Genomic DNA, 22,072 nt, shown 5'->3' with positions numbered 1-22,072 from the left:
TTCCACCGTCCCCGCCCGCCCCGGTGCCGCTCCACTTCTCAACCAACGGTGGCCAGCGGTGACGTACCGGATGGGGTCGTTCGGCCGGCTCGGGCCGGCAGGGGTGCGCGACGCGGTGACGCGGTGGCTGCGGCTGGTGGCTGCGGACGCCGACCTGTCGCCGTACCTCGTCGGGGTCGATCGGACCCGGCTCGCCGGGCACCTGGCGCTGACCCTCACGACGGCGCTCGGCGGCCCGGCCGGCGGCATCGCCCGCCCGGCAGCGGGCGCGTGGCGCGGCCTCGGGCTCACCGAGGCGCAGCACCGGCGGGTGGTCGACTACCTGACCGGGGTGCTGCTGGCGCGCGACCTGCCGGCGGCGGCGGTCGAGGCGGCGGGCCGGGCGTTCGCCGACGAGGCAGGGCCCCCGGCCACAGGCCAGGCCGCGTCGTGGGCGGCGACCTTCCGGTACGCGGACGTGGCGGCCCGCCACTTCCGGGCGGCGACGGGCGGTGGCCCGCAGGGGCGGGACGGGCCGCTGCTGTTCGCGAGTCTCGCCCGGCTGGTCGACGGCGGCGACGACCCGGCGGGGCGGGCGGCCCTGCTGACGGTGCTGGGACGGGCCCGGCGGCGGTACGGCCTGCGCCCCGAGCACGCCGAGTCGATCGCCGACGCCCTTCTCGCCGTGTCGCCTCGGAAGGAGCGGCGGACGCCGGAGCTGACCGCCGACTGGCTGTTTCGCTGCCGCGAGGCGCTGCGCGAACTGCCGCCGGGCGGGACCGGGCCGGCGTGGTGGTCGGCCCGGGTCGTCAACCACGACCGGGCGGGCGACAACGTCGCGATCCTGACCGTACAACCGGGGGAGCGCCTGCCGCACCGGCCCGGCCAGGCCGTCCCGGTCTGCACGCCCCGCCGGCCCGGCGTGTGGCGCTGGTACTGCCCGGCCAACGCACCGCGCCCCGACGGAACCCTCGAGCTGCACGTCCGCGCGGTCGCCGCGGGCGCCGTCTCCCGCAGCCTCGTCCACGAGGTACGCCCCGGCGAGCCGCTCTGGCTCGGCCCGCCCGCCGAGGTCGGGCTGACCCCCCACCCGCGACCCCGCCGGGACCTGCTCCTGGTCGCCGGGGGCACCGGCCTCGCGCCGCTGCGCGCCATCGTCGAGCAGGTCGCCGCCGCCCCGGACGGCCGCCGGGTCACCCTCGTCGTGGGTGCCCGCACCTTCGCCGACCTGTACGACGCGATCATCCTGGACAAGCTCCAGTGCGCCCACGGCTGGCTGACCATCGTGCCGGCGTTCTCGCACGACGTCTTCGCCGAGCCGGCCGAGCGGGGCGACGCCCTCACCGTGGCCCTCGATCGCCACGAGTCCGGGCAGGAGGTGTATGTCTGCGGGCCGCCGGCCATGCTGGCCGGCGCGCGGCTGCGGCTGCGCGCGGCGGGGGTTCCCGCCGCGCGCAGCCGGCTGCCCGAGACCTTCACCCGTTGACGGCTGCCCGAGACCTTCACCCGTTGACGGCTGCCCGAGACCTTCACCCGTTGACGGCTGCCCGCGGCCGGTCCGCCGTCAGTCGCGCGGCTTCGTCTCCAGGGGCCACTGCGTGCTGACCGTCTCGTTCCGGCCCTGCCGGTCGAAGTAGCTCTGGAGGTCCCGGGACTGCTCGGCGTACCAGCCGATCTGTGCCTGGTGCAGCAGGTCCGGCCGCATCCGGGCAATGCGCTCGTGTCGGGCCGCGATCGACCGGGCCATGTCGGCCGCCGCCCGCGCGTCGCTGGCCGCCTCGTGGGCGGTCTCCAGCGTGACCTCGTAGTACCGGCACAGGTCGCCCAACTGCTTGCTGCCGTACCAGCGGGGCTCGACCTCTTTGTGCAGCACCGACGGGTCGATGACGACGGCCCGGTCCCAGTCGATGGCGGGCAGGCCGTGCCGGGCCAGTTCCGTGTGCAGGGCCGTGACGTCGTACGGGGCGCAGAAGGCCACCAGCGGGATTTCGTCGGCGATCAGCTTGGCGACCGCCGTTCCCAGGTCTACCAGCGCCTCCCGGGCGGGCTGGCCGCCGCTGCGGACCATCTCGTCGGTGATGCCGTGCCGGGCCGTCGCGTCGGCGGGGATCGACACACCCGGGTCGATGAGCCACTCCTGCGTCGTTCCGTCCGAGTGGACCAGCGCAGCAGAGATGATCCGGGTCTCCGTCGGCTCGGGCAGCGTGCCCTCGAGGTCGAAGCCCACCACCGGCAGGTCGTGCCACCCGGTGTGCCGGCCGACCGGCGGCGCGATCCGGACCGGGACGCATCCGTGGTGGTACGGGTTCCAACGACCGTCGACGTTGACGGCCTGACCGGCACCTGCCTGCACCTGGGCGCTGCACGTGCCGCAGCGCCCAGCGTACTTGTTGATCATCTCGGAGATCTCCTGTGGGAGTTGCTTGTGAGCCTGGAGATGATCTTCGAGTACGTGCCGGGCGGGCGTCTGATCGGGCTCGCCGACGATCGGCCCGAGGGCCGCTCCGTTCGGATGGTCGGATCGGCGGCGTCGTTCGGGCGAGCAGATGTTCGGAGTAGACGCTGTTGAAGCCCTTGGCCACCCCTGACTTCGGCAGATGCGCTGGAGCGGTTCGCTGGTGGTGGTGGGCTCGTCGTTCAGCTCGGCGGGGGCGCACGCCCGACCGATCCGGTGGGCTATCGCCTTCCGGCACTCTGGACGGTTGCGGACCGAACCACCCCTATCCACCCCTGTAGGCAATCGGTGATCTTCCATCGAACCCGCATCCAGTGATACCTATCTCTTACCACGACTTCCCACCCCCAGGAGTGCTACGTGCGGAGATCCCGCTTCATTACCCTCGCCGTGAGTGTTGCGGCGTCCCTCGGCGCCACGCTCACGCTGGCCGTTCCCGCCCAGGCGTCCGCCAGCGACCACTACGTCGCCCTCGGCGACTCGTACGCCTCCGGCGTCGGTGCCGACAACTACACGGCCGAGAGCGGTGCCTGTAAGCGCAGCACAAACGCGTACTCCGCGCTGTACAACACCAAGATCAAGCCGGCCTCGTACAAGTCGGTGGCCTGTTCCGGGGCGATCACGTCGGACGTGATCAACAAGCAGATCTCGGCGCTGTCGTCGAGCACCACGCTGGTCAGCGTCACCATCGGCGGCAACGACGTCGGCTTCTCCACCATCATGTCCACCTGCGTGCTCCAGGGCGAGAGCCAGTGCGTGGCCGCCGTGGCCGCCGCCGAGACCAAGGCGCGCACGGAGCTGCCCGGCAAGCTGGCGAACGTCTACAACGGAATCAAGGCCAAGGCGCCCGCGGCCCGGGTGGTGGTCGTCGGCTACCCGGTCTTCTACCAGCTCGGCACGCCCTGCGTCGGGCTCACCACGACCTCCCGGACGAGGCTCAACGCGGGCATCAACCTGGTCGACGACATCATCCGCACCGCCGCCACCTCGGCCGGGTTCAAGTTCGCCGACGTGCGGTCGGCCTTCGTCGGCCACCAGCTGTGCAGCTACGGCGACAAGTGGATGCACGCCCTGAACTTCCTGAACATCGGCGTCTCGTACCACCCGACGGCGGCCGGCCAGGCCGGCGGCTACTACCCGGTCTTCCGCTCCGCCGCGGGCTGACCGGGCCGGCCCCGGCCGGTGACCTCCGAGGCCGCGCCCCCACCCCGACGGGTGGGCGCGCGGCCTCGATCAATTCGGGGCGGGGGGCGGCGGGCTACGCCGGCAGGATCTTCTCGATCGCCGCGCGCAGCTCCGGGGAGTCCGGCGCGACGGTCGGGGCGAACCGGGCGGCCACCGTGCCGTCCGGCGCCACCAGGAACTTCTCGAAGTTCCACCGCACGTCGCCGACGTGCCCGTCGGCGTCCGGCGTGGTCACCAGCTCCGCGTACAGCGGGTGCCGGGCCGGGCCGTTGACGTCCACCTTCTCCGTGAGCGGAAAGGTCACCCCGTAGTTGACCTGGCAGAACTCGCCGATCTCGGCGGCGGTGCCCGGCTCCTGGCCGGCGAACTGGTTGCACGGCACGCCGAGCACCACCAGGCCCCGGTCGGCGTAGGTCTCGTGCAGGGCTTGGAGGCCGGCGTACTGCGGGGTGAGGCCGCAGCGGGACGCCACGTTCACCACCAGCAGGGCCCGGCCCCGGTGGTGGTCGAGGTCCGCCGGGCCGCCGGTCAGCGCGTCGATCTGAGTGTCGAAAACGGTCATCCGCCGAGGCTACCGACCGGCCGCGACGGCCGGACGGAACCCGGTTTCTCGTAGATCGACACATGTACATCTTGACGAAGTGATGACGCCGTGAGTAGCGTCTCACCATCCTTTAGGAAAGTTTCCTAACTGTTTGGGGAGACGTCACATGAAGAGATCGTTCCGCCGGGCCCTCTGGGCCGGCGCCGTGGTCGCAGTGACCGCCGCAGCGGTCCCGATGACTTCGGCGTTCGGCGCCGGAAGTGTGACCGCCACGTTCGCCAAGGTGCAGGACTGGGGGACCGGTCACGAAGGCCGGGTGACCGTCGCCAACGACTCCGCCGCCAGCATCAGCACCTGGCGCATCGAGTTCGACCTGCCTGCCGGCACCAGCATCAGCAGCTCCTGGGACGCCGACGTCACCAGCAGCGGCAACCACTACGTGGCAGTGAAGAAGAGCTGGGCCGGCCCGCTCGCCCCCGGGGCGAGCGCAAGCTGGGGCTACAACGGTGCCGGGGCGTACAAGGCGCCGCTGAACTGCACCATCAACGGCGCTCCGTGCGGCGGGGGCACCATCCCGACCACCCCGCCGCCGACGACGACCCCGACGACGACCCCGACGGCCACCCCGCCCCCCACGACCCCGCCGCCGACCACCCCGCCGCCGACCACGCCCCCGCCGGGCGGCAAGAAGGTCGTCGGGTACTTCGCCGAGTGGGGCGTCTACGGCCGTAACTACCACGTCAAGAACATCCACACCAGCGGGTCCGCCGCGAAGCTGACCCACATCCTGTACGCCTTCGGCAACACCGCCGGCGGTCGCTGCAGCATCGGCGACAGCTACGCCGACTACGACAAGGCGTACACGGCCGCGGACAGCGTCGACGGCGTCGCCGACACCTGGGACCAGCCGCTGCGCGGCAGCTTCAACCAGCTCCGCAAGCTGAAGAAGATGTACCCGCACCTCAAGGTCATCTACTCCGTGGGCGGCTGGACCTGGTCGAGCGGCTTCACCCAGGCCGCGCAGAACCCGGCCGCGTTCGCCGAGAGCTGCTACAACATGGTCGAGGACCCGCGCTGGGCGGACGTCTTCGACGGCATCGACGTCGACTGGGAGTACCCGAACGCCTGCGGCCTCACCTGTGACACCAGCGGCCCCAACGCCTTCAAGAACGTGGTCGGCGCGCTGCGGACCAGGTTCGGCTCCTCGGCGCTGGTCACCGCGGCCATCACCGCGGACGGCAGCACCGGCGGCAAGATCGACGCCGCCGACTACGCCGGCGCGGTGCCGAACCTCAACTGGATCATGCCGATGACGTACGACTTCTTCGGTGCCTGGGCTGCGCAGGGTCCCACCGCCCCGCACTCGCCGCTCACCTCGTACCCGGGCATCCCGCAGCAGGGCTTCTGGAGCGACGCGGCGATCCAGAAGCTCAAGAGCAAGGGCATCCCGTCCGACAAGCTGCTGCTCGGCATCGGCTTCTACGGCCGGGGCTGGACCGGGGTCACCCAGGCCACCCCGGGTGGCACCGCCACCGGCGCGGCCCAGGGCACCTACGAGGCCGGCTTCGAGGACTACAAGGTCCTCAAGAACACCTGCCCGGCCACCGGCACCATCGCCGGCACCGCATACGCCAAATGCGGCAGCAACTGGTGGAGCTATGACACCCCGTCGACCATCGGCGGCAAGATGACGTACGCGAAGAACCAGGGCCTCGGTGGCGCATTCTTCTGGGAGCTCTCCGGCGACACGAGCAACGGTGAGCTGATCGGCGCCATCAAGGGCGGCCTCGGCTGAGCTGAGGGCCGACGCAACACCCACACGGCGGGGAGGGACCAGTGCCTGGTCCCTCCCCGCCCGCTCGTGTCGCCGGCACCCTCGCCACACCCGCCCCGCCTGCCCCGTCGTGACGCCCGCGTGGCGCACCGGATGCTCGGCGGGGCCGGGGCGATGTGTCAGACTCGCGCATCGGCACCTGCCCGTGCCGGGTCCAGGGGAGGGACGGATGGCTGTGACTCACTCCAGGTCGGCGCTCGTCGCGGCGCTCGCGCTCCTGCCGTTCGCCCTGTTCGGCTGCGGGCTCGGCGGCGACGACGAGAAGGCCGCGGCGGAGCAGCCCGGGCGGGCGCCCGCCGAGGAGGCGGCCACCAAGGCCCGCGAGCGGGTGCAGGCGTACCTCGACGCGATGATCGCCAAGGACGCCGCAGCCGGGCGCAGCCAGCTCTGCGCCCCCGCCCAGGGTGGCTTCGACTCCGCCGCAACCGGCCCGAACGGCGACTTCGCCGACCACTTCACCGTGACGGAGGCGGCCATCACCGACGTCCGCCCCGGCGCGGCCGGGCAGGAGGTCAGCACGTCGGTCACCGTCACCGTCGGCGCCCGCGAGGCCGCCCGGCCACTGCTGTTCACCGTCACCCGCAGCGGTGCCGACTGGTGCGTCGCGGGGGAGGCGCCGGGCGGGCACACCCCGGGGCCGACGGTTACCCCCTGACATCCTCCCGCCACGCCGCGCTGCGGCGTCCCGGAGCTCCCAACCTCCGGAACCGTCCCCCTCGACGCCCGGTCCCTCCGGGGGCCGCCGTACGCTTTCCCCATGCGCCATGAGTGGCATCAGCTGAGCCATCCCGCCGTGGGCAGCCCCGGCCTGCAGACCAGCCGTCCGACCGTCGACTCCGCCGAGGACGCAGCCCTCGGCCTGGACCGCTGGCGGGACCTGCCCCGGGCACAGATCCCGCCGTGGCCGGACCCGGCCGCGGTCGCCGAGGTCTGCAAGGTGCTCGACACCGTGCCGTCGGTCGTCGCGCCCTACGAGGTAGACCAACTCCGGAACCGCCTCGCGCTGGTCTGCGAGGGCAAGGCGTTCCTGCTCCAGGGCGGCGACTGCGCGGAGACCTTCGTCGACAACACCGAGCATCACCTGCTCGCCAACGCCCGCACCCTGCTCCAGATGGCGATCGTGCTGACCTACGGCGCGTCACTGCCGGTGATCAAGGTCGCCCGGGTCGCCGGGCAGTACACCAAGCCCCGGTCGCTGCCGACCGACGCCCGAGGGCTGCCCGCCTACCGCGGCGACCTGATCAACTCGCTGGAGGCCACGCCGGAGGCGCGCGTCGCCGACCCGCAGCGCATGATCCGGGCGTACGCGAACTCGGCCGCCGCGATGAACATGCTCCGGGCGTACCTGGCGGGCGGGCTGGCCGACCTGCACGCGGTGCACGACTGGAACAAGGGCTTCGTCAAGAGCTCCCCGGCCGGCGAGCGCTACGAGGCGATCGCCCGGGAGATCGACCGGGCGCTCGCCTTCATCAGCGCCTGCGGGATGACCGAGGACGACGCGCTGCGCACCGTCACCCTCTACTGCTCCCACGAGGCCCTCGCGCTGGAGTACGACCGGGCGCTCACCCGGGTCTCCGGCAACCGGGGGTACGGCCTGTCCGGGCACTTCCTCTGGATCGGCGAGCGGACCCGGCAGATCGACGGCGCGCACATCGACTACATCTCCCGCATCGCCAACCCGATCGGCGTGAAGCTCGGCCCGACCACCACCCCGGACGAGGCGATCGAGCTCTGCGAGAAGCTCAACCCGGACAACATCCCCGGCCGGCTGACCCTGATCAGCCGGATGGGCAACCACAAGGTCCGCGACGCCCTGCCACCGATCGTGGCGAAGGTCACCGCCGCCGGCGCGAAGGTCGTCTGGCAGTGCGACCCGATGCACGGCAACACCCACGAGTCCTCCAACGGCTACAAGACCCGGCACTTCGACCGGATCGTCGACGAGGTTCTCGGCTACTTCGAGGTGCACCGGGGCCTGGGGACCCACCCGGGCGGCCTGCACGTCGAGCTGACCGGTGAGAACGTCACCGAGTGCCTCGGCGGTGCCCAGGGCATCGAGGACCTCGACCTGCCGGACCGGTACGAGACCGCCTGCGACCCACGGCTGAACACCCAGCAGTCGCTGGAGCTGGCTTTCCTGGTGGCGGAGATGCTCCGTGGCTGACGCGAGGAGTGAGCTTGCGAGCCCCGCAGTCGGCGGCCGAAGGAATGACTGTGGCTGACGCGAGGAGTGAGCTTGCGAGCCCCGCAGTCGGCGGCCGAAGGAATGACTGTGGCTGACGCGAGGAGTGAATGTGGGTGATCTTCTTGTCGACCTGCGATCGGACACCGTGACCCGGCCCACCGCCGGGATGCGGGAGGCGATGGCCAACGCCGAGGTCGGCGACGACGTCTACGGCGAGGACCCGACGGTCAACGCCCTGGAGACCGAGGTCGCCGCCCTGTTCGGGCACGAGGCGGCGCTGTTCGCCCCGACCGGGTCGATGGCCAACCAGATCGCCCTGCAACTGGTGGTGCCGCCCGGCGACGAGCTGCTCTGCGACGCCGACGCGCACATCGTCACGTACGAGATCGGCGCGGCGGCGGCGTACGGCGGGATCTCGTCGCGGACCTGGCCGGCGGACGGCGCGGACATCAACCCCGAACTGGTCGCCGGCATGGTCCGGCCGGACGGCTACTTCGCGGTGCCGACCCGGGCCATCGCCGTGGAGCAGACCCACAACCGCGGCGGCGGCGGGGTGATCCCGCTGGCCACCCTGCGCGAGCTGCGCCGGGTGGCCGACGCCAACGGGCTGGCCCTGCACTGCGACGGCGCCCGGATCTGGCACGCCCACGTCGCGGACGACGTGCCGCTGGCCACCTACGGGGCCTTGTTCGACACCATGTCGGTCTGCCTGTCCAAGGGCCTCGGCGCGCCGGTCGGCTCGCTCGTCATCGGCAGCGCGGAGAAGATCGAGCGGGCCCGGTTCGTCCGCAAGCGGATGGGCGGCGGGATGCGCCAGGCCGGCGTGCTTGCCGCCGCCGGCCGGTACGCCCTCGCGCACCACGTCCAGCGGCTCGCCGACGACCACGCGAAGGCCGTCCGACTGGCCGAGGCGGTCGCGCCGTTCGGGGTGCTCGCCTCGGCGGTGCGGACGAACATCGTCCCGCTGGACCTGACCAAGTTTCCGCTGGACGCGCGGGGCCTGGCCGCCGCCGCCCGCGCCGAGGGCGTACTGATCTCGGTCCTCGGCCCGCGCACCGCCCGCCTGGTCACCCACCTGGACGTCGACGACACCGCCATCGCCCACGCCACCCAGACCCTGACGACCCTCCTGCACCGCTAACCCCACCCCCACCCCCCGGTCGCCCCGGTGATCAAGAGGCTTGCGTCGGGATCCGGCGCTCGGAAAGCTCTTGATCAACGTGGCCTGGCCGGGCCCGCCTGGGCCGGTGGGTCAGGGGTGGAGGCGGGTGAGGGTGGCTATGTCGGCGGCGTGGCCCTCGTGTTTCTCGGTGGGGGTCTCCACCACCACCGGAATGCCCGCCGTGGCGGGGTGGGCCATCAGTTCGGCGAACGCCGGCTCGCCGATGCCGCCCTTGCCGATGTTCTCGTGCCGGTCCCGGGTCGAGCCGCACAGGTCCTTCGAGTCGTTGGCGTGCACCAGTCGCAGCCGGTCCGGCCCGACCGTCGCGACCAGCGTGTCCAGGCAGGCCGTCATGCCGCCCTCGACGGCCAGGTCGTGCCCGGCGGCCCAGGCGTGGCAGGTGTCGAAACAGACGCCCAGGCCGGGGTGTCGGTCCACCGAGTCCAGGTACGGGCCGAGATGCTCCACCCGGGAGGCCAGCGACCGGCCGCCACCCGCGCTCGGCTCGACCAGCAGCAGCGGGCCACCCGTCGCCAGCGTCTCGTCGAGCAGGGGCAGCAGCGCCTCGCGTACCTGACGCATGGCCGCGTCGGCGTGACCCGCGTCGACCGCGCTGCCGGCGTGGAAGACCACCCCGGAGGCGCCGATCGCCCGCCCCCGGCGCAGCGCGTGGGCCAGGGTCTGCGCCGACCGCTCGACCGTGGCCGGGGTGGGGGAGCCGAGGTTCACCAGCAGCGACGCGTGGACGAACACCGGCACCCCCCGCTCGGCGCAGCCGTCGCGGAACAGCGCGTCCTGGGCCGGGTCGCCCGCCGGGAGCGCCCAGCCCCGGGAGTTGGAGACGTAGACCTGGACGGCCTCGGAGCCGGCCGCGTCGACGTACGGCAGGGCCGCCTTCGCCAGCCCGCCCGACGTGGGGGTGTGCGAGCCGACCGGCCGGCGGAGAGCGGACGCCGACATCTCTACAGACACCCGATCGTGATCTGGGTGCCCGGCGCCACCTGGGCGTTCTCGCCCGGGTTCTGGAACCGGACGATGCCGTTCGGGTTGAACTGCACGTTCACCGGGAAGCCCTGGCTCTCCAACTGCTGCTTGGCCTGCTGGCAGGGCAGGTCGAGCACCCGGGGCACGACCACCGGGGCGGGGCCCTTGCTGACGTCCAGCTTGACCTGGGCCCCCTTCTCCACGCCCGCGCCGTCCGCCGGGCTCTGCCCGAGGATCTCGTCCTTCGGCTTGTCCGAGTCCTTGTACGTCTCGACCGGCACCAGGCCGAGCTGGGACAGGGCGGCGCGGGCCTCGTTGACGTTCTTGCCGACGAGGTTCGGCACCGAGATCGGGGCCTTGCCCTTGCTCAGGATGACGGTGACCTTCGCGCCCGGCTTGACCTCGGCACCGACCTTCGGGTTGGTGTCCACCACCACGCCCTCGGGCAGGTTGTCGTCGTACCGGGGGGTGCCCTTGGCGACCACCAGCTTGGCGTTGGTCAGGTCGGCCTGGGCCAGCTCGAACTCCTTGCCGACCACGTCCGGCACGGGGAACCGGTCCGGCCCTAGCGAGAGGGTGAGGGTGATGGCACCGCCCTTGAGGATCCGGGCGGCCGAGACCGGGCTCTGTGCCACCACGCCGTCGCGCGGGACCTTCTCGTCGTAGCGGGGCTCGGCGTACTCGAGGGTGAAACCGCCCCGGGTCGCCTGCGCCTGCGCTTCGGCCTTGCTGAGGCTGACCAGCTCCGGGGCCACCGTGTACCGGCCGACCCCGAACCACCAGCCGGTGAGCGCGGCGATCAGGACGAGCACCACGGCCGCCGCCAGCAGGCCCATGCGCCCCCGCGGGTCGCCGAGCACCCGGGCCCGCAGGGCGGCGATCCGGCCGCCCGGGCTGGGGCTCTCCGGCTCGGCCCGCCGCCGGTGCGGGCGCTGCTCCTTGTGCTCGGGCAGCCGGGCCCAGGCCGGGCGCTCGGCGGGCCGGACCGCCGCTACCACCATGGTGGGCTGATTCAGCGGGGTTGCGTCGTCGGTCACCGCGCGCAGCACGGCGGTGTGCGCGTTCGGGTTGCCCAGCTCGTCGCGGGCGACCTGGACCTCGGCCAGCAGGACGCCGGCGTCGGCCGGCCGCGCCTCCGGGTCGCGTCGGGCGGCCCGAGCGACGAGGTCGTCGAGCGCCTTCGGCAGCCCCGGCACCAGCGTCGACGGGGCTGGCACGTCGTTGTCGACGTGCTGCCAGGCGACGTCCACCGGCCGGTCGCCGTCGTACGGGACCCGGCCGGTGAGCATCTCGAACAGCACGATGCCGGCCGAGTAGACGTCGGTGCGGGTGTCGGAGTGCCCGTCGGTGACCAGTTCCGGCGCGACGTACGCCACCGTGGCCATGAGCTGGTTGCCCGGCTCGTCCTCGGCGCTGGCCTCCACCGCCCGGGCCAGCCCGAAGTCGGCGACCTTGACCACGCTGTCGACCAGGTTGGCGACCCCGCCGGTGGGCGCCTCGGCGACCAGCACGTTCTCCGGCTTGACGTCGCGGTGCACCAGGCCGGCCCGGTGCGCGGCGGCGATCGCGGCGAGCATCTGCTCCATGATCGCCAGCGCCTCGTCCGGGTGCAGCCGGCGCCGCTCGGCGAGCACGTCGCGCAGCGTCCGGCCGCGCACGTACTCCATCACCAGGTACGGCAGGCCGGCGTGGGTGCCCTGGTCGTAGACCGCCACCACGTTCGGGTGGGTCAGCCGGGCGATGGTCTTCGCCTCGTCGGTGAACCGCTCCAGGAACCCGGCCGTCCGGGCCCGCGTCTCGGCGGCCTGGGTCGGGTGAATGATCTTGACCGCGACGGTGCGCTCCAGGCGCTCGTCGGTGGCGGTGTACACGGTCGCCATGCCGCCACGGGCCACGCGACCGCGAATGCGGTAGCGCCCGTCGATCAGCGAGCCCAGCAACGTGTCGGCGACCTGTGTGTCCATCGGCAGGCAGTCTATGTGTCCAGAGGGCAGAGGTTGAACAGGATGCCACAGATGGTTGGCGAGGGGGCCCGTCCCGCCGCGCTCACGTCGCCCCTCGGAGTCCTCCCGGCACCCGTCCGGACCGGTCGAGGGGGTGCCCTCGCCGCTGCTGCCGGCAACGTGGCAGGGTGATCGGGTGACCGACTCCGTACCCTCCGACCAGGCTGCCTCCGGCGCCGCCCTCGCCGGCCCGACCGATCCGGCCCGCTGGCTGACCCTGCCGGACGTCGCCGAGCGCCTCGACCTGTCGATCAGCAAGATCCACCAGATGATCCGGGACCGGGAGCTGCTCTCGGTGCGCCGCGACGGCATCCGCCGGATTCCCGTCGACCTGGTGGCCAACCAGACCGTGCTCAAGCACCTGCCCGGGGTGCTCACCCTGATGACCGACGCCGGCTACGACGACGAGGCCGCGCTGCGTTGGCTCTACGAGCCCGACGACACCCTGTCCGGCGGCACCCCGGCCGCCACGCTCGGTGGCGACCACGCCCGCGAGGTCAAGCGCCGCGCCCAGGCCCTCGGCTTCTGACCCCCTGACCCACCCCGCCCGACCCCTGTTTCCCGTCGCACCGGGCGGGTCGGGCGGGCTGCGCCGTACCGGGCGGCCCTGGCCGGGATGGCGGGTCGGCCGGGCGGGGCGGGGTCAGTCGGCGCGGCGGGTGGCGGCGACGGCGAGGTCGACCAGCGCCTGGCGGGCCTCCGTCTCCAGGTCGACGGCGGCCAGCGCGGCCAGCGCCGTGTCGGTCAGCGTGGCGATCCGCTCCTCGGTGCGGGCCAGCGCCCCGGTCGAAGTGATCAGCTCGCGCAGCCGGGCCACCCCGTCCTCGTCCAGGCCCGGGTCGCCGAGCCGGCCGAGCAGTAGCTCCCGGCCGGCCGCGTCGGTGGCCTCCACGGCCGCCGCGACCAGGAACGTCCGCTTGCCCTCGCGCAGGTCGTCGCCGGCCGGCTTGCCGGTCTGCGACGGGTCGCCGAACACCCCCAGCACGTCGTCACGCAACTGGAACGCCTCGCCCAGCGGCAGTCCGTACGCCGAGTAGGCAGCCCGGACGTCCGCCGTCGCGCCGGCCAGCGCGGCACCCAGCAGCAGCGGACGCTCGACCGTGTACTTCGCCGACTTGTACCGGGCGACCTTGCCCGCGCGCTCCACCGAGGTGTCGCCGGTGGCCTGGGTGAGCACGTCGAGGTACTGCCCGACGGTGACCTCGGTGCGCATCTCGTCGAAGACCGGGCGGGCCCGGGCCACGATCCGCGGGTCCAGCCCGGCGGAGTGCAGCAGCTCGTCGGACCAGACCAGACACAGGTCGCCGAGCAGGATCGCCGCAGCGTCGCCGAACCCGTCGGCGTTGCCGCCCCAGCCGGCGCTGCGATGCCGGGCGGCGAACCGCCGGTGCACCGCCGGCTCGCCGCGCCGGGTGTCCGAGCGGTCCATCAGGTCGTCGTGGATCAGCGCGCTGGCCTGCACGAACTCCAGTGCAGCCAGCGCGGTCACCACCTGGTCCGAGTCGCCCCCGCCGGCACCCCGGAACCCCCAGTACGCGAAGGCCGGGCGCAGCCGCTTGCCGCCGCCCAGCACGAACGCCTCGATCGCCTCGGCCACCGGCACCAGGTCTTCGTCGACGCCCTTCATCCAGGCGTGCTGGCCGGCCAGGAACTCGGTCAGGGCCTTGTCGACCCGCTGACGCAGGCCAGCGCGGTCGACGGGGGACACGGGAGCAGCGTGGGTCACGCCCCCGACGCTAGCGGGTCGCCCGGGACGGTGCCGCATCCGTGGCCCGTGGCGCGCCGTGGGCCACCCCGCCCGCCGAACGCCGTCGCACCGGGGTTAGCGCCTGGTCGCGGGCGGTGATCGCCGGCCCGCCCGGTGGACGGGCCGGCCGGGTGGCGGTGCCGGCCGGATGGTGGCGGTGGGGGCAGGTGACGGGCCGCCGCGCAGGCGAGGGCGGCGCGTCGCCGTACCGTCGGCTCGCGGGCGTGCTGGGCGTGCTGGGCGTGCCGGGCGTGCCGGGCCGGCCGGCGGCGTGCCCCGGCGAGCTGGCCGGCTGTGCTCGGCGGCCTCGGCCAGTAGCTCGACCGGCACGGCGAGGGTCACGGCCAGCCATCCCAGCCAGAAGTCCCCCGGCACGCGGAGCTGCCGCTCCCAGCGCGACACCTCGTGCCGACTCAGCGTGGGCACGCCCGAGGCGGCGCACAGCTCGGCGGCGAGGAGCTGCTGACTGCGGCCCCGGGCCAGCCGGAGCCGGGCGAGCAACGGCCCGAGCGGCTCGGGGCCGGGTGGCGTGGGCGGCGTCATCGGTCCTCCGGGAGGGGTCGGCGCGGCGACGGCGTCGACCTGCCCGAACGGGCGGGACCGGTGTGCCGCCGGTCGGTGCTGACCCCCGCGCGGGCCCCCGGGAGCCGGCCCCGTCCGCGCTGCCCACCTGTCTACTCCGGGGGTACGACGGTGGCCGTCGTGGCGTGGTGCGAGAGGAACCTCAGGGCCGGTACGGCCCGCCTTCCGGGCACCGGGACGACCGGTTCCGTCTCGCGGCTCCTGGTGCGGTCGCGCCAGGTGGGAAAGTCTGGGCCCGGCAGGTGCCGGCCGCTAGAGTTCAGGCGTGGCGCTCGGTCTTCCCTCGGTCCTCCCCAATCCCCAGCCGGCGATCGGGGAGCTGATCCGTGACCGTCAGCCCACCTTCTCGTTCGAGTTCTTCCCGCCCAAGACCCCGCAGGGCGAGCGGCTGCTCTGGCAGGCGATCCGAGAGCTGGAGTCGCTGCGCCCGTCGTTCGTCTCGATCACCTACGGGGCCGGCGGGTCGACCCGGGACACCACGGTCGCGGTGACCGAGCGGATCGCCACCGAGACCACCCTGCTGCCGATGGCGCACCTGACCGCGGTCAACCACTCCGTCGCCGAGCTGCGCAACGTCATCGGCCGGCTGGCCGGCGTCGGGGTGCGCAACATTCTGGCCGTGCGGGGCGACCCGCCGGGCGACCCGGGCGGGGAGTGGGTCCGCCACCCCGAGGGCGTGCTCTACGCCGAGGACCTGGTCCGGCTGGTCCGCGACGCCGGCGACTTCAGCGTCGGGGTGGCCGCCTTTCCCTACAAGCACCCGCGCTCGGCCGACGTGGCCGGCGACACCGCGCACTTCGTCCGCAAGTGCCAGGCCGGTGCGGAGTTCGCGATCACCCAGATGTTCTTCGACGCCGACGACTACCTGCGGCTGCGCGACCGGGTGGCGGCGGCCGGCTGCGCCACCCCCATTCTGGCCGGAGTGATGCCGGTCACCCAGCTGAGCACCATCGAGCGTTCGACGCAGCTTTCCGGGGCGCCGTTCCCGCCGGCCCTGGCCGCGCGGTTCGCCGAGGTCGCCGACGACCCGGAGGCGGTCCGCCGGCTCGGCATCGAGCAGGCGGCCGAGATGTGCCGACGCCTGCTGGACGAGGGCATCCCCGGGATTCACTTCATCACCCTCAACCGGTCCACCGCGACCCGGGAGGTCTGGCAGCAGTTGCAGGTCGACACCCGGGTGTGACCCCCGTGGCGCGACACCTGAGCGCCGATGCGACGGTTGTTCCGTGGTGGGCAGTCAGCTGAACTGGGACGAATACGCGACGGTGTGGGCACGGCTGCACGGGGGCTTCGATCCCCGGGTGGCGGCCCCGGTGGTCCGCGCCTGGCTGCGGTTCGCCTACCACGTCGGGTACGTGCTGGGCCGGCTGCGGGTCACCCCGACCGCGGTCACCGTGGCGGGCGTGCTGCTCTGCCTCTGCGTACCGCTGTTCGCCGTCCGGCCCGTGAACGGGCCGATCATCGGGGCGCTGTTCGTGCTGGCCGCCTCGGTGGCCGACAGCGTCGACGGTGCGGTGGCGGTCGCCACCAACCGCACCACCCGGCTCGGGTACGTCTACGACTCCGTGGCCGACCGGCTCGGCGAGGTCGCCTGGCTGGCCGCGTTCTGGCTGTTGGGCGCGCCGGGCCCGCTGGTCGTAGCCGCGGGCGGGCTGTCCTGGCTGCACGAGTACGTCCGGGCCCGGGCGGTCTCGGCCGGGATGCGGGAGATCAGCGTGGTCACCGTGGGGGAGCGTCCCACCCGGGTCTGTGTGGCCCTGGTCGGGCTGCTGCTGGCCGGGCTGGCCGGACTGATCGACCCGGACCTGACCGCCGGCACCATCACCATGGCCACCGCCGTCTGGGTGCTGCTCGCCGGCTTCGGCCTGGGCCAACTCCTCTCCACCGTCCGCCGCGCCCTCATCGACGCCGACTGACGACACCCGGTGGGTGGAGTCGGCTTCCCTCAGGCCCAGGCTGGGCCGATCTCGTCGGCGACGATCTGCGCGGAGAGGGTGACCATCGGGAGGCCGCCGCCCGGGTGGGAGGAGCCGCCGACGAGCCAGAGGCCGGCCGCCGGGCCCCGGTTGGCCGGGCGGAGCAGGCCGCCGGCCGTGCCGTAGATCGAACCGCCGGGCGCGCCGGTGGTGGCGTCCAGGTCGGCCGGGGTGCGGACCTCCCGGAACGCCAGCCGGTCCCGCACGTCCACACCCCGCTCGGCGAGCACGTCGAGGACCCGGTCGGCGTACGCGTCGGCGAGCCCCGGCCGGCGCCAGTCCACCGCCCCGGTGGCGGTGCCGTGCCGGGCGGCGTTGACCAGCACGAACCACGCCTCCTGCCCCTCGGGGCGGACGGCCGGGTCGTCGGCGACGGTGACGAAGACCGTCGGGTCGGGCGCGGGGCGGGCCCGGATCCCGCGCCCCGGGTGGCCGAAGACCGCGTCGAATTCGGCGTCGTAGTCGCGCGGGAAGAACACGTTGTGGTGGGCCAGCCCGGTGTCACCGGTCACCCCGAGCAGCAGCACGAAGCCGGCGAGGCTGCGGTCGGTGAGCCCGGCCAGCCGGCGCGGGCTGGGCAGCAGGTCCCGGTAGACGGTCAGCGCGTCCACGTTGGCCACCACCACGTCGGCGGGGACGGGCGCGGCGACGCCGGCGAGGCGTACCCCGTGCACCCGGCCGCCCGCGGCGTCGATCCGGGTGACCGCGGTGCCGGTCCGCACGACCACGCCGAGGTCCAGGCACCGGGTCAGCAGCGCGTCGGCGAGGGTGCCCAGGCCGCCGCGCAGGTACCAGCCGCCGAACGTCAGCTCGGCGTACGGCACGGCGACCAGCGCGGCCGGGGCCCGGCGGGGGTCGGCGCCGGTGTAGGTGGCGTACCGGTCCAGCAGCATCCGCAGCCGGGGGTCGGACAGGTGCCGGCGGCCCAGCCCGCGCAGGGTGCGGCCGGGACCGATTGCGGCGAGGTCGCCCAGCCGCCAGGCCAGCCCGGCGAGGTCCAGCGGGGAGTCGACAGCCCGGCGCAGGACGTCCCGGTGCGAGGCGTCCCAGACCCGGGCGGCGCGTCGCCACAGCCGCTGCCAGTCGGCGGCGGCCCGGTCGCCGAACGCCGCCCCGACGCGGGCGGCGAACTCCGCCGGGTCGGCGCACGAGTCGAGCGTGGCCCCGTCGGGGAAGACGTGCCGGACGATCGGGTCCACCGGGACCAGGTCGAGGTACTCGTCGAGCTTCGCCCCGGTCGCCTCGAACAGGTCGTGGAAGACCTCCGGCAGGGTGAGCAGACTCGGCCCGGTGTCGAAGTGGAACGACCCGCCGGGGGTGTCGTGGACGTACCGGCCGAGCTTGCCGCCGACGGTGTCGGCCTGCTCGAAGACGGTCACCTCGTGCCCGGTGGCGGCCAACCGGGCGGCGGTGGCCAGCCCGCCCACCCCTGCGCCGACGACCACGATCCGAGCCATGACGTGCCCTCCTAGCTGACCGGGCGGCCTCGCCAGGACAGGCGGTGCCGCTTCCGCAGATGGTACGACCGCAGGGTCAGCCAACCGAGGACCACGACCGACACGGGGTGGCCGAGCGCGTCGGGCCACCACCGGCCACCGGTCGCCCGGGCGCTGACCGCCCGCCCGGCAGCCCCGAGCAGGTAGCCGAGGAACGCCGCCGCCGCGACCGCCGGAGCGCCCGCCGCGAGGGCCCCCAGGGCCAGCAGCGGGGGAGCGGTGTAGAGCAGGAGCAGCAGGGCCAGCACGGCCGCCGCCGCGCCCGGGTGGCCGAACGAGGCCCACAGCGACTTGGTGTAGCCGTCGCGCAGCTGCGGCCAGTCGTCGTACATCCGGCAGGCCGCCAGCCGGGAGCCGTCGGCCAGGGCGATCCGGCCGCCGGACCGCTTGACCGCCCGGGCCAGCTCGATGTCCTCCAGGACCCTCGCGCGCACGGCGGCGTGCCCGCCGGCCGCGTCGTACCCGGCCCGGTCCGCCACCAGGAACTGCCCGCCGGCCGCGGCCAGCGACGGCCGCGGCGAGCGCTCCATCGCCCGCAGCGGCAGGAAGGTCAGCCAGAGCCACTGCAACAGCGGCTGCACCAGCCGGTCGGCCGCCGTCGCCACCACGATCCGGGGGTACGGCGACAGCAGCGTCACCCGCGCGGCGCGCAGCTCCGCCACCGCCGCCGCCACCGCGTACGGGGTGAGCACCACGTCGGCGTCGACGAACGCCAGGACGGTGGCGGCCGGGTCGGCCCGGGTGGCGAGCTGGTGGCAGGCGTGCGGCTTGCCCAGCCAGCCCGGCGGCGGGGCGACCCCGGTGAGCAGGGTGACCCGGGGGTCGGCGCCGGCCACCACGCGGACCACGTCGGCGGTGCCGTCGGCCGAGCCGTCGTCGAGCACCACGATCCGCAGGTCGGGCACGCCCCGCTGGGCGAGCAGCGCCCGCAGGCACGGGGTGACCCGGGCGGCCTCGTCGCGCAGCGGCAGCAGCAGCGCGACGGTCTCGGCGACCTCGACCGGCCCGCCGGCGGGGCGGCGCAGCCACCGGGTGGCGTTGACCCAGGTGTGCGCGGTGAGCGCGGCGACGCCCGCGACCAGCAGCAGGACGCCGGTCATGCGGTGGCGTCGACCGGCCGGCGCGGGCGGCGCTCCCGGCGTTCCCGGCGCAGTGTCAGGGCCAGCGGCACGGCGGCCACCGCCATCCCGGCAGCGCCCCACGCCGCCGAGGCGGGCAGGCCGAGGAAGACCGCATGGGCCAGGATGCTGGACAGGTACGTCCACAGGTAGAGCGCGAACATCGGGGCGTCCCGGGAGTCCGCGTGGTCGATCACCGGCCCGGCCAGCGGGCGCAGCGCCGCCATCAGCAGCACCGCGAACAGCAGCCAGCCGAGGTAGTTGCTGACCGGCACGCCGGGCAGGCCGGGCAGCGCCGGGGTGGCGTCCCGCCACACCCAGTAGCCCTCGGCGACCATCTGCGGGTCGAGGAAGAGGTCCCAGGCGGCCAGCCCGACGGCTGCGAGCGCCACCCGGCCGACCCCGGGCGGGGCGAGCCGGGCCGCGGTCAGCCAGGCCGGCCAGGCCATCCACGTCCAGGCGAGCGGGATGATCAGGGGCACTCCGGCCAGCTTCGGACCCAGCTCGCCGGAGTAGTCGTAGCTGCCGAACGGGAAGCCGGTGGCCACCCCCAGGGCCTCGATCGCGAAGCCGCCGCCAGCGGCCACGGCGACCAGCGCCGCCGCCGCGCGGGGCCCCCGGCTCAGCAGCGCGTGACCGACCGAGAGCAGGCACCCGAGCACGACGGTGGCCACGGTCAGCCCGGCCCGGGTGGCGCCGGTGGTGAGCGGGTAGCAGATCTGGGCCAGGACCAGCACGCCCAGCCCGGCCCAGGGCAGCCGGCAGTCCAGCCCGGCTCGGGTCAGCAGGCCCTCCAGCCCGACCCGGGGCAGCCTGCGTCGGGTCACGGCCCCGATCCGGGGCAGCCAGGGTCGGGTCACGGCCCGAGCCGGGGCCGTCGGGGTCGGGTCACGACGCGACCGGGCCCGGGGCGGAGGCCGTCCGGTCCGCGGGGGCCTGCGGGGTGAGCGGGAGGTCCCGGCCGAGGATGCCGAACGGGCGTTCGTCGCCGGGGAAGTGGAAGTGGCGCAGCACGTCGACGAAGCCGAACCGGCGGTACAGCCGCCAGGCGCGGGAGTGCTGCTCGTCGGCCTCCGGGGTGGACAGCAGGGTGGTGCTGCCCGGTGCCATGGTGAGTAGGGCGGTGAGCTGCCGGGCGCCCAGGCCGTGCCCCTGCGCGGGCGGCCGGACGTGCAGCTCGACCACCTCGAAGCAGTCGGCGAGCCAGCGCCGCCGGGCGTCGCCGTCCAGCGCCCGGTGCACCTGGTCGTGCCACCACTGGCCCGCCGCGCCGAGGTATCCGTACCCGAAGCCGGCCAGGTGGCCCTCGGAGGTGAGGCTGGCGACGGCGCGGAAGCCGGGGCGGCGCACGTGGGTGGCGATGTAGCCGCGCCGGGCCGCCAACAGGTCCGTCCGGTAGTTCATCGCCTCGCCGTAGACGGCCACCACGTCGTCCAGCCGCCGGACCAGGTCGTCCGGCGTCCAGCGCACCAACCTCATGCCCGTCCATCCTTCGCCGTCTCCGGATCGCCGTCGGCGACCCAACCCAGCACCGACCGGTCGCCGACCACGTCGCGCACCTCGAACCGCGCGAAGAGTTCCTCCGCGTACCACCCCGCGGTGGGGGTGCGCGTGATCGCGGCGCGGTGCTCGGGGTGACGGTACGCGAACGCGACGAGGTCCGCCGTGTCGCGCCACACGCTGACCGTGCCCTGCCAACCCAGCGGGGCCTCGCCGACGCCGAACCGGGCCAGCAGGCCGGGCGCGGCGTGCAGGGCGGCGGCCACCGGCGGCACCGCCCGCCAGAAGGTGGCCGCCCGGCGGGCCCGCAGCCGGGCCCGGGTCAGCGCCAGCACCGGGCCGGCGACCCGGCCGCCGGACGGCTCGCCGAACGGGCGTCGGCCGGACCACTCACCCCGGCTGGTCAGCGGGCGCAGGTCCACCCGGGCCGAGGAGCGGGCGACGCGGGCCCAGGAGCGGCCCACGGGTGAGTCGGCGAAGCCGGCCGCGGCGGCCGGGGACTCCCAGACGACCAGCGCCGCCCAGCGGGTCAGGTCGGCGTCGCCGGGGCCGAAGCCGGTGCCGGTCCCGGTGCCGAGCAACTTGCCGAACCGCACCCCGCCGGTGCGTCGCAGCCGCGTCGGGTGCGTCGCCATCCGGGCCAGCGCCCCGGGCAGCGCCGCCCGAGGAATCCGCCAGACGTGCAGGGTGACCAGCTCGGGTACGCCGCTCACGCCACCTCGGCCGGGGTGCCGGCGGTGATCCGGAGCAGCTCCGCGTACGTGGTGGGGAAGACCGCCCGGGGCACCCCGCCGGCCGCCCAGATCTCGTCGTACCCCTCCAGGGCGGTGTCGACCAGGGTGCGCAGCGGCGTGGGGTGGCCGAGCGGGGCGACCCCGCCGATCACCTGGCCGGTGTGCTGCCGGACGAACTCGGGGGTGGCCCGGCGCAGGTGGGTGACCCCGAGGGACGCGGCCAGGCCGGCCGTGTCCACCCGGTGCGCGCCGGAGGTGAGCACCAGCAGCGGGGCGTCGTCGGCGGCGAAGACCAGCGAGTTGGCGATGGCGCCGACGTCCACGCCGAGCGCCTCGGCCGCCGCGGCGGCGGTGTGCACCGCCTCGGGCAGCAGGCGAACCGCGCTGGGTCGGCCGGCGCCGTCGAGCGCGCCCACGGCGTCGAGGGCCTCCCGCATCGCCCGTACGTTCGGGTGTGACTGCATGACACCCATTCTTCCCGGCCCGCTCCCGCCCAGCTCCCAGGGGCGGCCCGAGCCTCGTCCGGCCCGCTCGTTCCCCGGCCCCTTGAGCGGCGGGGCCGGGGCCGGGGCCGGGTCGAGCGTGCCG

21 protein-coding genes are annotated in these 22,072 nt (G+C 74.3%); 9 read left to right on the top strand and 12 right to left on the bottom strand.

The window, feature by feature from the left end; all coding sequences use genetic code 11:
- Window positions 1-58 precede the first annotated feature (58 nt).
- Window positions 59-1,465, top strand: a complete 1,407-nt coding sequence (locus tag ACQPZO_RS22035) for an FAD-binding oxidoreductase (protein WP_433343600.1) — start codon at window positions 59-61, stop codon at window positions 1,463-1,465.
- A gap of 78 nt (window positions 1,466-1,543) precedes the next feature.
- Here the strand turns inward: ACQPZO_RS22035 and ACQPZO_RS22030 are convergent, their stop codons facing one another.
- Window positions 1,544-2,377, bottom strand: a complete 834-nt coding sequence (locus tag ACQPZO_RS22030; RefSeq protein ID WP_433343599.1) for an exonuclease domain-containing protein — start codon at window positions 2,375-2,377, stop codon at window positions 1,544-1,546.
- A 447-nt stretch (window positions 2,378-2,824) separates the two neighbouring features.
- Between ACQPZO_RS22030 and ACQPZO_RS22025 the strand changes: the two genes are divergently transcribed.
- Entirely contained in the window at window positions 2,825-3,598 is a 774-nt protein-coding gene (locus tag ACQPZO_RS22025; RefSeq protein WP_433343598.1) for an SGNH/GDSL hydrolase family protein, read from the top strand.
- 94 nt (window positions 3,599-3,692) lie between these two features.
- Here the strand turns inward: ACQPZO_RS22025 and ACQPZO_RS22020 are convergent, their stop codons facing one another.
- Window positions 3,693-4,181 carry a glutathione peroxidase gene (locus tag ACQPZO_RS22020; protein ID WP_433343596.1) on the bottom strand — a complete coding sequence of 163 codons (489 nt, stop codon included), beginning with the start codon at window positions 4,179-4,181 and terminating at the stop codon, window positions 3,693-3,695.
- A gap of 148 nt (window positions 4,182-4,329) precedes the next feature.
- Here ACQPZO_RS22020 and ACQPZO_RS22015 point away from each other — a divergent pair, with 148 nt between their 5' ends.
- The 4 genes from ACQPZO_RS22015 to ACQPZO_RS22000 all read left to right on the top strand — a co-directional run bounded on the left by ACQPZO_RS22015 (window position 4,330) and on the right by ACQPZO_RS22000 (window position 9,323).
- A complete protein-coding gene (locus ACQPZO_RS22015) occupies window positions 4,330-5,958 on the top strand; it encodes a glycosyl hydrolase family 18 protein (protein ID WP_433343595.1) in 1,629 nt (542 codons plus the stop codon).
- A gap of 208 nt (window positions 5,959-6,166) precedes the next feature.
- Complete coding sequence (locus ACQPZO_RS22010) at window positions 6,167-6,652, top strand: hypothetical protein (protein ID WP_433343593.1); 486 nt, start codon at window positions 6,167-6,169, stop codon at window positions 6,650-6,652.
- A 102-nt stretch (window positions 6,653-6,754) separates the two neighbouring features.
- The gene (locus tag ACQPZO_RS22005) at window positions 6,755-8,161 is read left to right on the top strand and encodes a class II 3-deoxy-7-phosphoheptulonate synthase (protein ID WP_396670971.1); all 1,407 of its coding nucleotides are present in this window, start codon (window positions 6,755-6,757) and stop codon (window positions 8,159-8,161) included.
- A 187-nt stretch (window positions 8,162-8,348) separates the two neighbouring features.
- Window positions 8,349-9,323, top strand: a complete 975-nt coding sequence (locus ACQPZO_RS22000) for a threonine aldolase family protein (RefSeq protein WP_433351151.1) — start codon at window positions 8,349-8,351, stop codon at window positions 9,321-9,323.
- A 111-nt stretch (window positions 9,324-9,434) separates the two neighbouring features.
- Here ACQPZO_RS22000 and ACQPZO_RS21995 read toward each other — a convergent pair whose 3' ends face one another.
- Both ACQPZO_RS21995 and pknB read right to left on the bottom strand, forming a co-directional pair.
- Complete coding sequence (locus tag ACQPZO_RS21995; RefSeq protein ID WP_433351149.1) at window positions 9,435-10,304, bottom strand: deoxyribonuclease IV; 870 nt, start codon at window positions 10,302-10,304, stop codon at window positions 9,435-9,437.
- Window positions 10,305-10,306: 2 nt separating this feature from the next.
- Window positions 10,307-12,292: a Stk1 family PASTA domain-containing Ser/Thr kinase gene (pknB, locus tag ACQPZO_RS21990; RefSeq protein ID WP_433343591.1), complete on the bottom strand. Its 1,986-nt coding sequence runs from the start codon at window positions 12,290-12,292 to the stop codon at window positions 10,307-10,309.
- Between the two features lie 175 nt (window positions 12,293-12,467).
- On the opposite strand from pknB, the gene ACQPZO_RS21985 reads away from it, so the two are divergent.
- Window positions 12,468-12,860, top strand: coding sequence for an Rv2175c family DNA-binding protein (locus ACQPZO_RS21985; RefSeq protein WP_433343589.1), 393 nt, complete (start codon window positions 12,468-12,470; stop codon window positions 12,858-12,860).
- A gap of 114 nt (window positions 12,861-12,974) precedes the next feature.
- On the opposite strand, the gene ACQPZO_RS21980 is transcribed toward ACQPZO_RS21985, so the two are convergent.
- Both ACQPZO_RS21980 and ACQPZO_RS21975 read right to left on the bottom strand, forming a co-directional pair.
- Window positions 12,975-14,057, bottom strand: a complete 1,083-nt coding sequence (locus ACQPZO_RS21980; RefSeq protein ID WP_433343588.1) for a polyprenyl synthetase family protein — start codon at window positions 14,055-14,057, stop codon at window positions 12,975-12,977.
- Window positions 14,058-14,153: 96 nt separating this feature from the next.
- Window positions 14,154-14,621, bottom strand: coding sequence for a helix-turn-helix domain-containing protein (locus ACQPZO_RS21975; RefSeq protein ID WP_433343587.1), 468 nt, complete (start codon window positions 14,619-14,621; stop codon window positions 14,154-14,156).
- Between the two features lie 304 nt (window positions 14,622-14,925).
- On the opposite strand from ACQPZO_RS21975, the gene metF reads away from it, so the two are divergent.
- Together metF and ACQPZO_RS21965 are read left to right on the top strand one after the other, a co-directional pair.
- Window positions 14,926-15,843, top strand: coding sequence for a methylenetetrahydrofolate reductase [NAD(P)H] (gene metF, locus ACQPZO_RS21970; RefSeq protein WP_433343586.1), 918 nt, complete (start codon window positions 14,926-14,928; stop codon window positions 15,841-15,843).
- Window positions 15,844-15,886: 43 nt separating this feature from the next.
- Window positions 15,887-16,576, top strand: coding sequence for a CDP-alcohol phosphatidyltransferase family protein (locus ACQPZO_RS21965; protein WP_350882895.1), 690 nt, complete (start codon window positions 15,887-15,889; stop codon window positions 16,574-16,576).
- A 29-nt stretch (window positions 16,577-16,605) separates the two neighbouring features.
- Here ACQPZO_RS21965 and ACQPZO_RS21960 read toward each other — a convergent pair whose 3' ends face one another.
- The 6 genes from ACQPZO_RS21960 to ACQPZO_RS21935 all read right to left on the bottom strand — a co-directional run bounded on the left by ACQPZO_RS21960 (window position 16,606) and on the right by ACQPZO_RS21935 (window position 21,948).
- A complete protein-coding gene (locus ACQPZO_RS21960; RefSeq protein WP_433343584.1) occupies window positions 16,606-18,093 on the bottom strand; it encodes a phytoene desaturase family protein in 1,488 nt (495 codons plus the stop codon).
- An 11-nt stretch (window positions 18,094-18,104) separates the two neighbouring features.
- A complete protein-coding gene (locus tag ACQPZO_RS21955; protein ID WP_433343582.1) occupies window positions 18,105-19,232 on the bottom strand; it encodes a glycosyltransferase in 1,128 nt (375 codons plus the stop codon).
- Entirely contained in the window at window positions 19,229-20,020 is a 792-nt protein-coding gene (locus tag ACQPZO_RS21950; RefSeq protein WP_433351147.1) for a carotenoid biosynthesis protein, read from the bottom strand. Before ACQPZO_RS21950 ends, ACQPZO_RS21955 begins: the two co-directional genes overlap by 4 nt.
- Before the next feature lie 118 nt (window positions 20,021-20,138).
- On the bottom strand, window positions 20,139-20,729 hold the full coding sequence (locus tag ACQPZO_RS21945) for a GNAT family N-acetyltransferase (protein WP_433343581.1): 591 nt from the start codon (window positions 20,727-20,729) through the stop codon (window positions 20,139-20,141).
- Window positions 20,726-21,463, bottom strand: a complete 738-nt coding sequence (locus ACQPZO_RS21940; protein ID WP_433343579.1) for a monooxygenase — start codon at window positions 21,461-21,463, stop codon at window positions 20,726-20,728. Before ACQPZO_RS21940 ends, ACQPZO_RS21945 begins: the two co-directional genes overlap by 4 nt.
- Window positions 21,460-21,948, bottom strand: a complete 489-nt coding sequence (locus ACQPZO_RS21935; protein WP_433351146.1) for a YbaK/EbsC family protein — start codon at window positions 21,946-21,948, stop codon at window positions 21,460-21,462. Before ACQPZO_RS21935 ends, ACQPZO_RS21940 begins: the two co-directional genes overlap by 4 nt.
- Between the last annotated feature and the right edge of the window lie 124 nt (window positions 21,949-22,072).

It is taken from the genome of Micromonospora sp. CA-111912 (assembly GCF_050948415.1).
GTDB lineage: Bacteria > Actinomycetota > Actinomycetes > Mycobacteriales > Micromonosporaceae > Micromonospora.
The sequence above is the reverse complement of the archived record's forward strand: the minus strand, read 5'-3'. Positions and strand labels throughout refer to the sequence as shown.

Coding starts and splice junctions, on each gene's coding strand:
- ACQPZO_RS22030 (WP_433343599.1), bottom strand. CDS start 2,377: ATGATCAACAAGTACGCTGGGCGCTGCGGCACGTGCAGCGCCCAGGTG.
- ACQPZO_RS22020 (WP_433343596.1), bottom strand. CDS start 4,181: ATGACCGTTTTCGACACTCAGATCGACGCGCTGACCGGCGGCCCGGCG.
- ACQPZO_RS22015 (WP_433343595.1), top strand. CDS start 4,330: ATGAAGAGATCGTTCCGCCGGGCCCTCTGGGCCGGCGCCGTGGTCGCA.
- ACQPZO_RS22010 (WP_433343593.1), top strand. CDS start 6,167: ATGGCTGTGACTCACTCCAGGTCGGCGCTCGTCGCGGCGCTCGCGCTC.
- ACQPZO_RS22005 (WP_396670971.1), top strand. CDS start 6,755: ATGCGCCATGAGTGGCATCAGCTGAGCCATCCCGCCGTGGGCAGCCCC.
- ACQPZO_RS22000 (WP_433351151.1), top strand. CDS start 8,349: ATGCGGGAGGCGATGGCCAACGCCGAGGTCGGCGACGACGTCTACGGC.
- ACQPZO_RS21995 (WP_433351149.1), bottom strand. CDS start 10,304: ATGTCGGCGTCCGCTCTCCGCCGGCCGGTCGGCTCGCACACCCCCACG.
- pknB (WP_433343591.1), bottom strand. CDS start 12,292: ATGGACACACAGGTCGCCGACACGTTGCTGGGCTCGCTGATCGACGGG.
- ACQPZO_RS21975 (WP_433343587.1), bottom strand. CDS start 14,621: ATGACGCCGCCCACGCCACCCGGCCCCGAGCCGCTCGGGCCGTTGCTC.
- ACQPZO_RS21960 (WP_433343584.1), bottom strand. CDS start 18,093: ATGGCTCGGATCGTGGTCGTCGGCGCAGGGGTGGGCGGGCTGGCCACC.
- ACQPZO_RS21955 (WP_433343582.1), bottom strand. CDS start 19,232: ATGACCGGCGTCCTGCTGCTGGTCGCGGGCGTCGCCGCGCTCACCGCG.
- ACQPZO_RS21945 (WP_433343581.1), bottom strand. CDS start 20,729: ATGAGGTTGGTGCGCTGGACGCCGGACGACCTGGTCCGGCGGCTGGAC.
- ACQPZO_RS21935 (WP_433351146.1), bottom strand. CDS start 21,948: ATGCAGTCACACCCGAACGTACGGGCGATGCGGGAGGCCCTCGACGCC.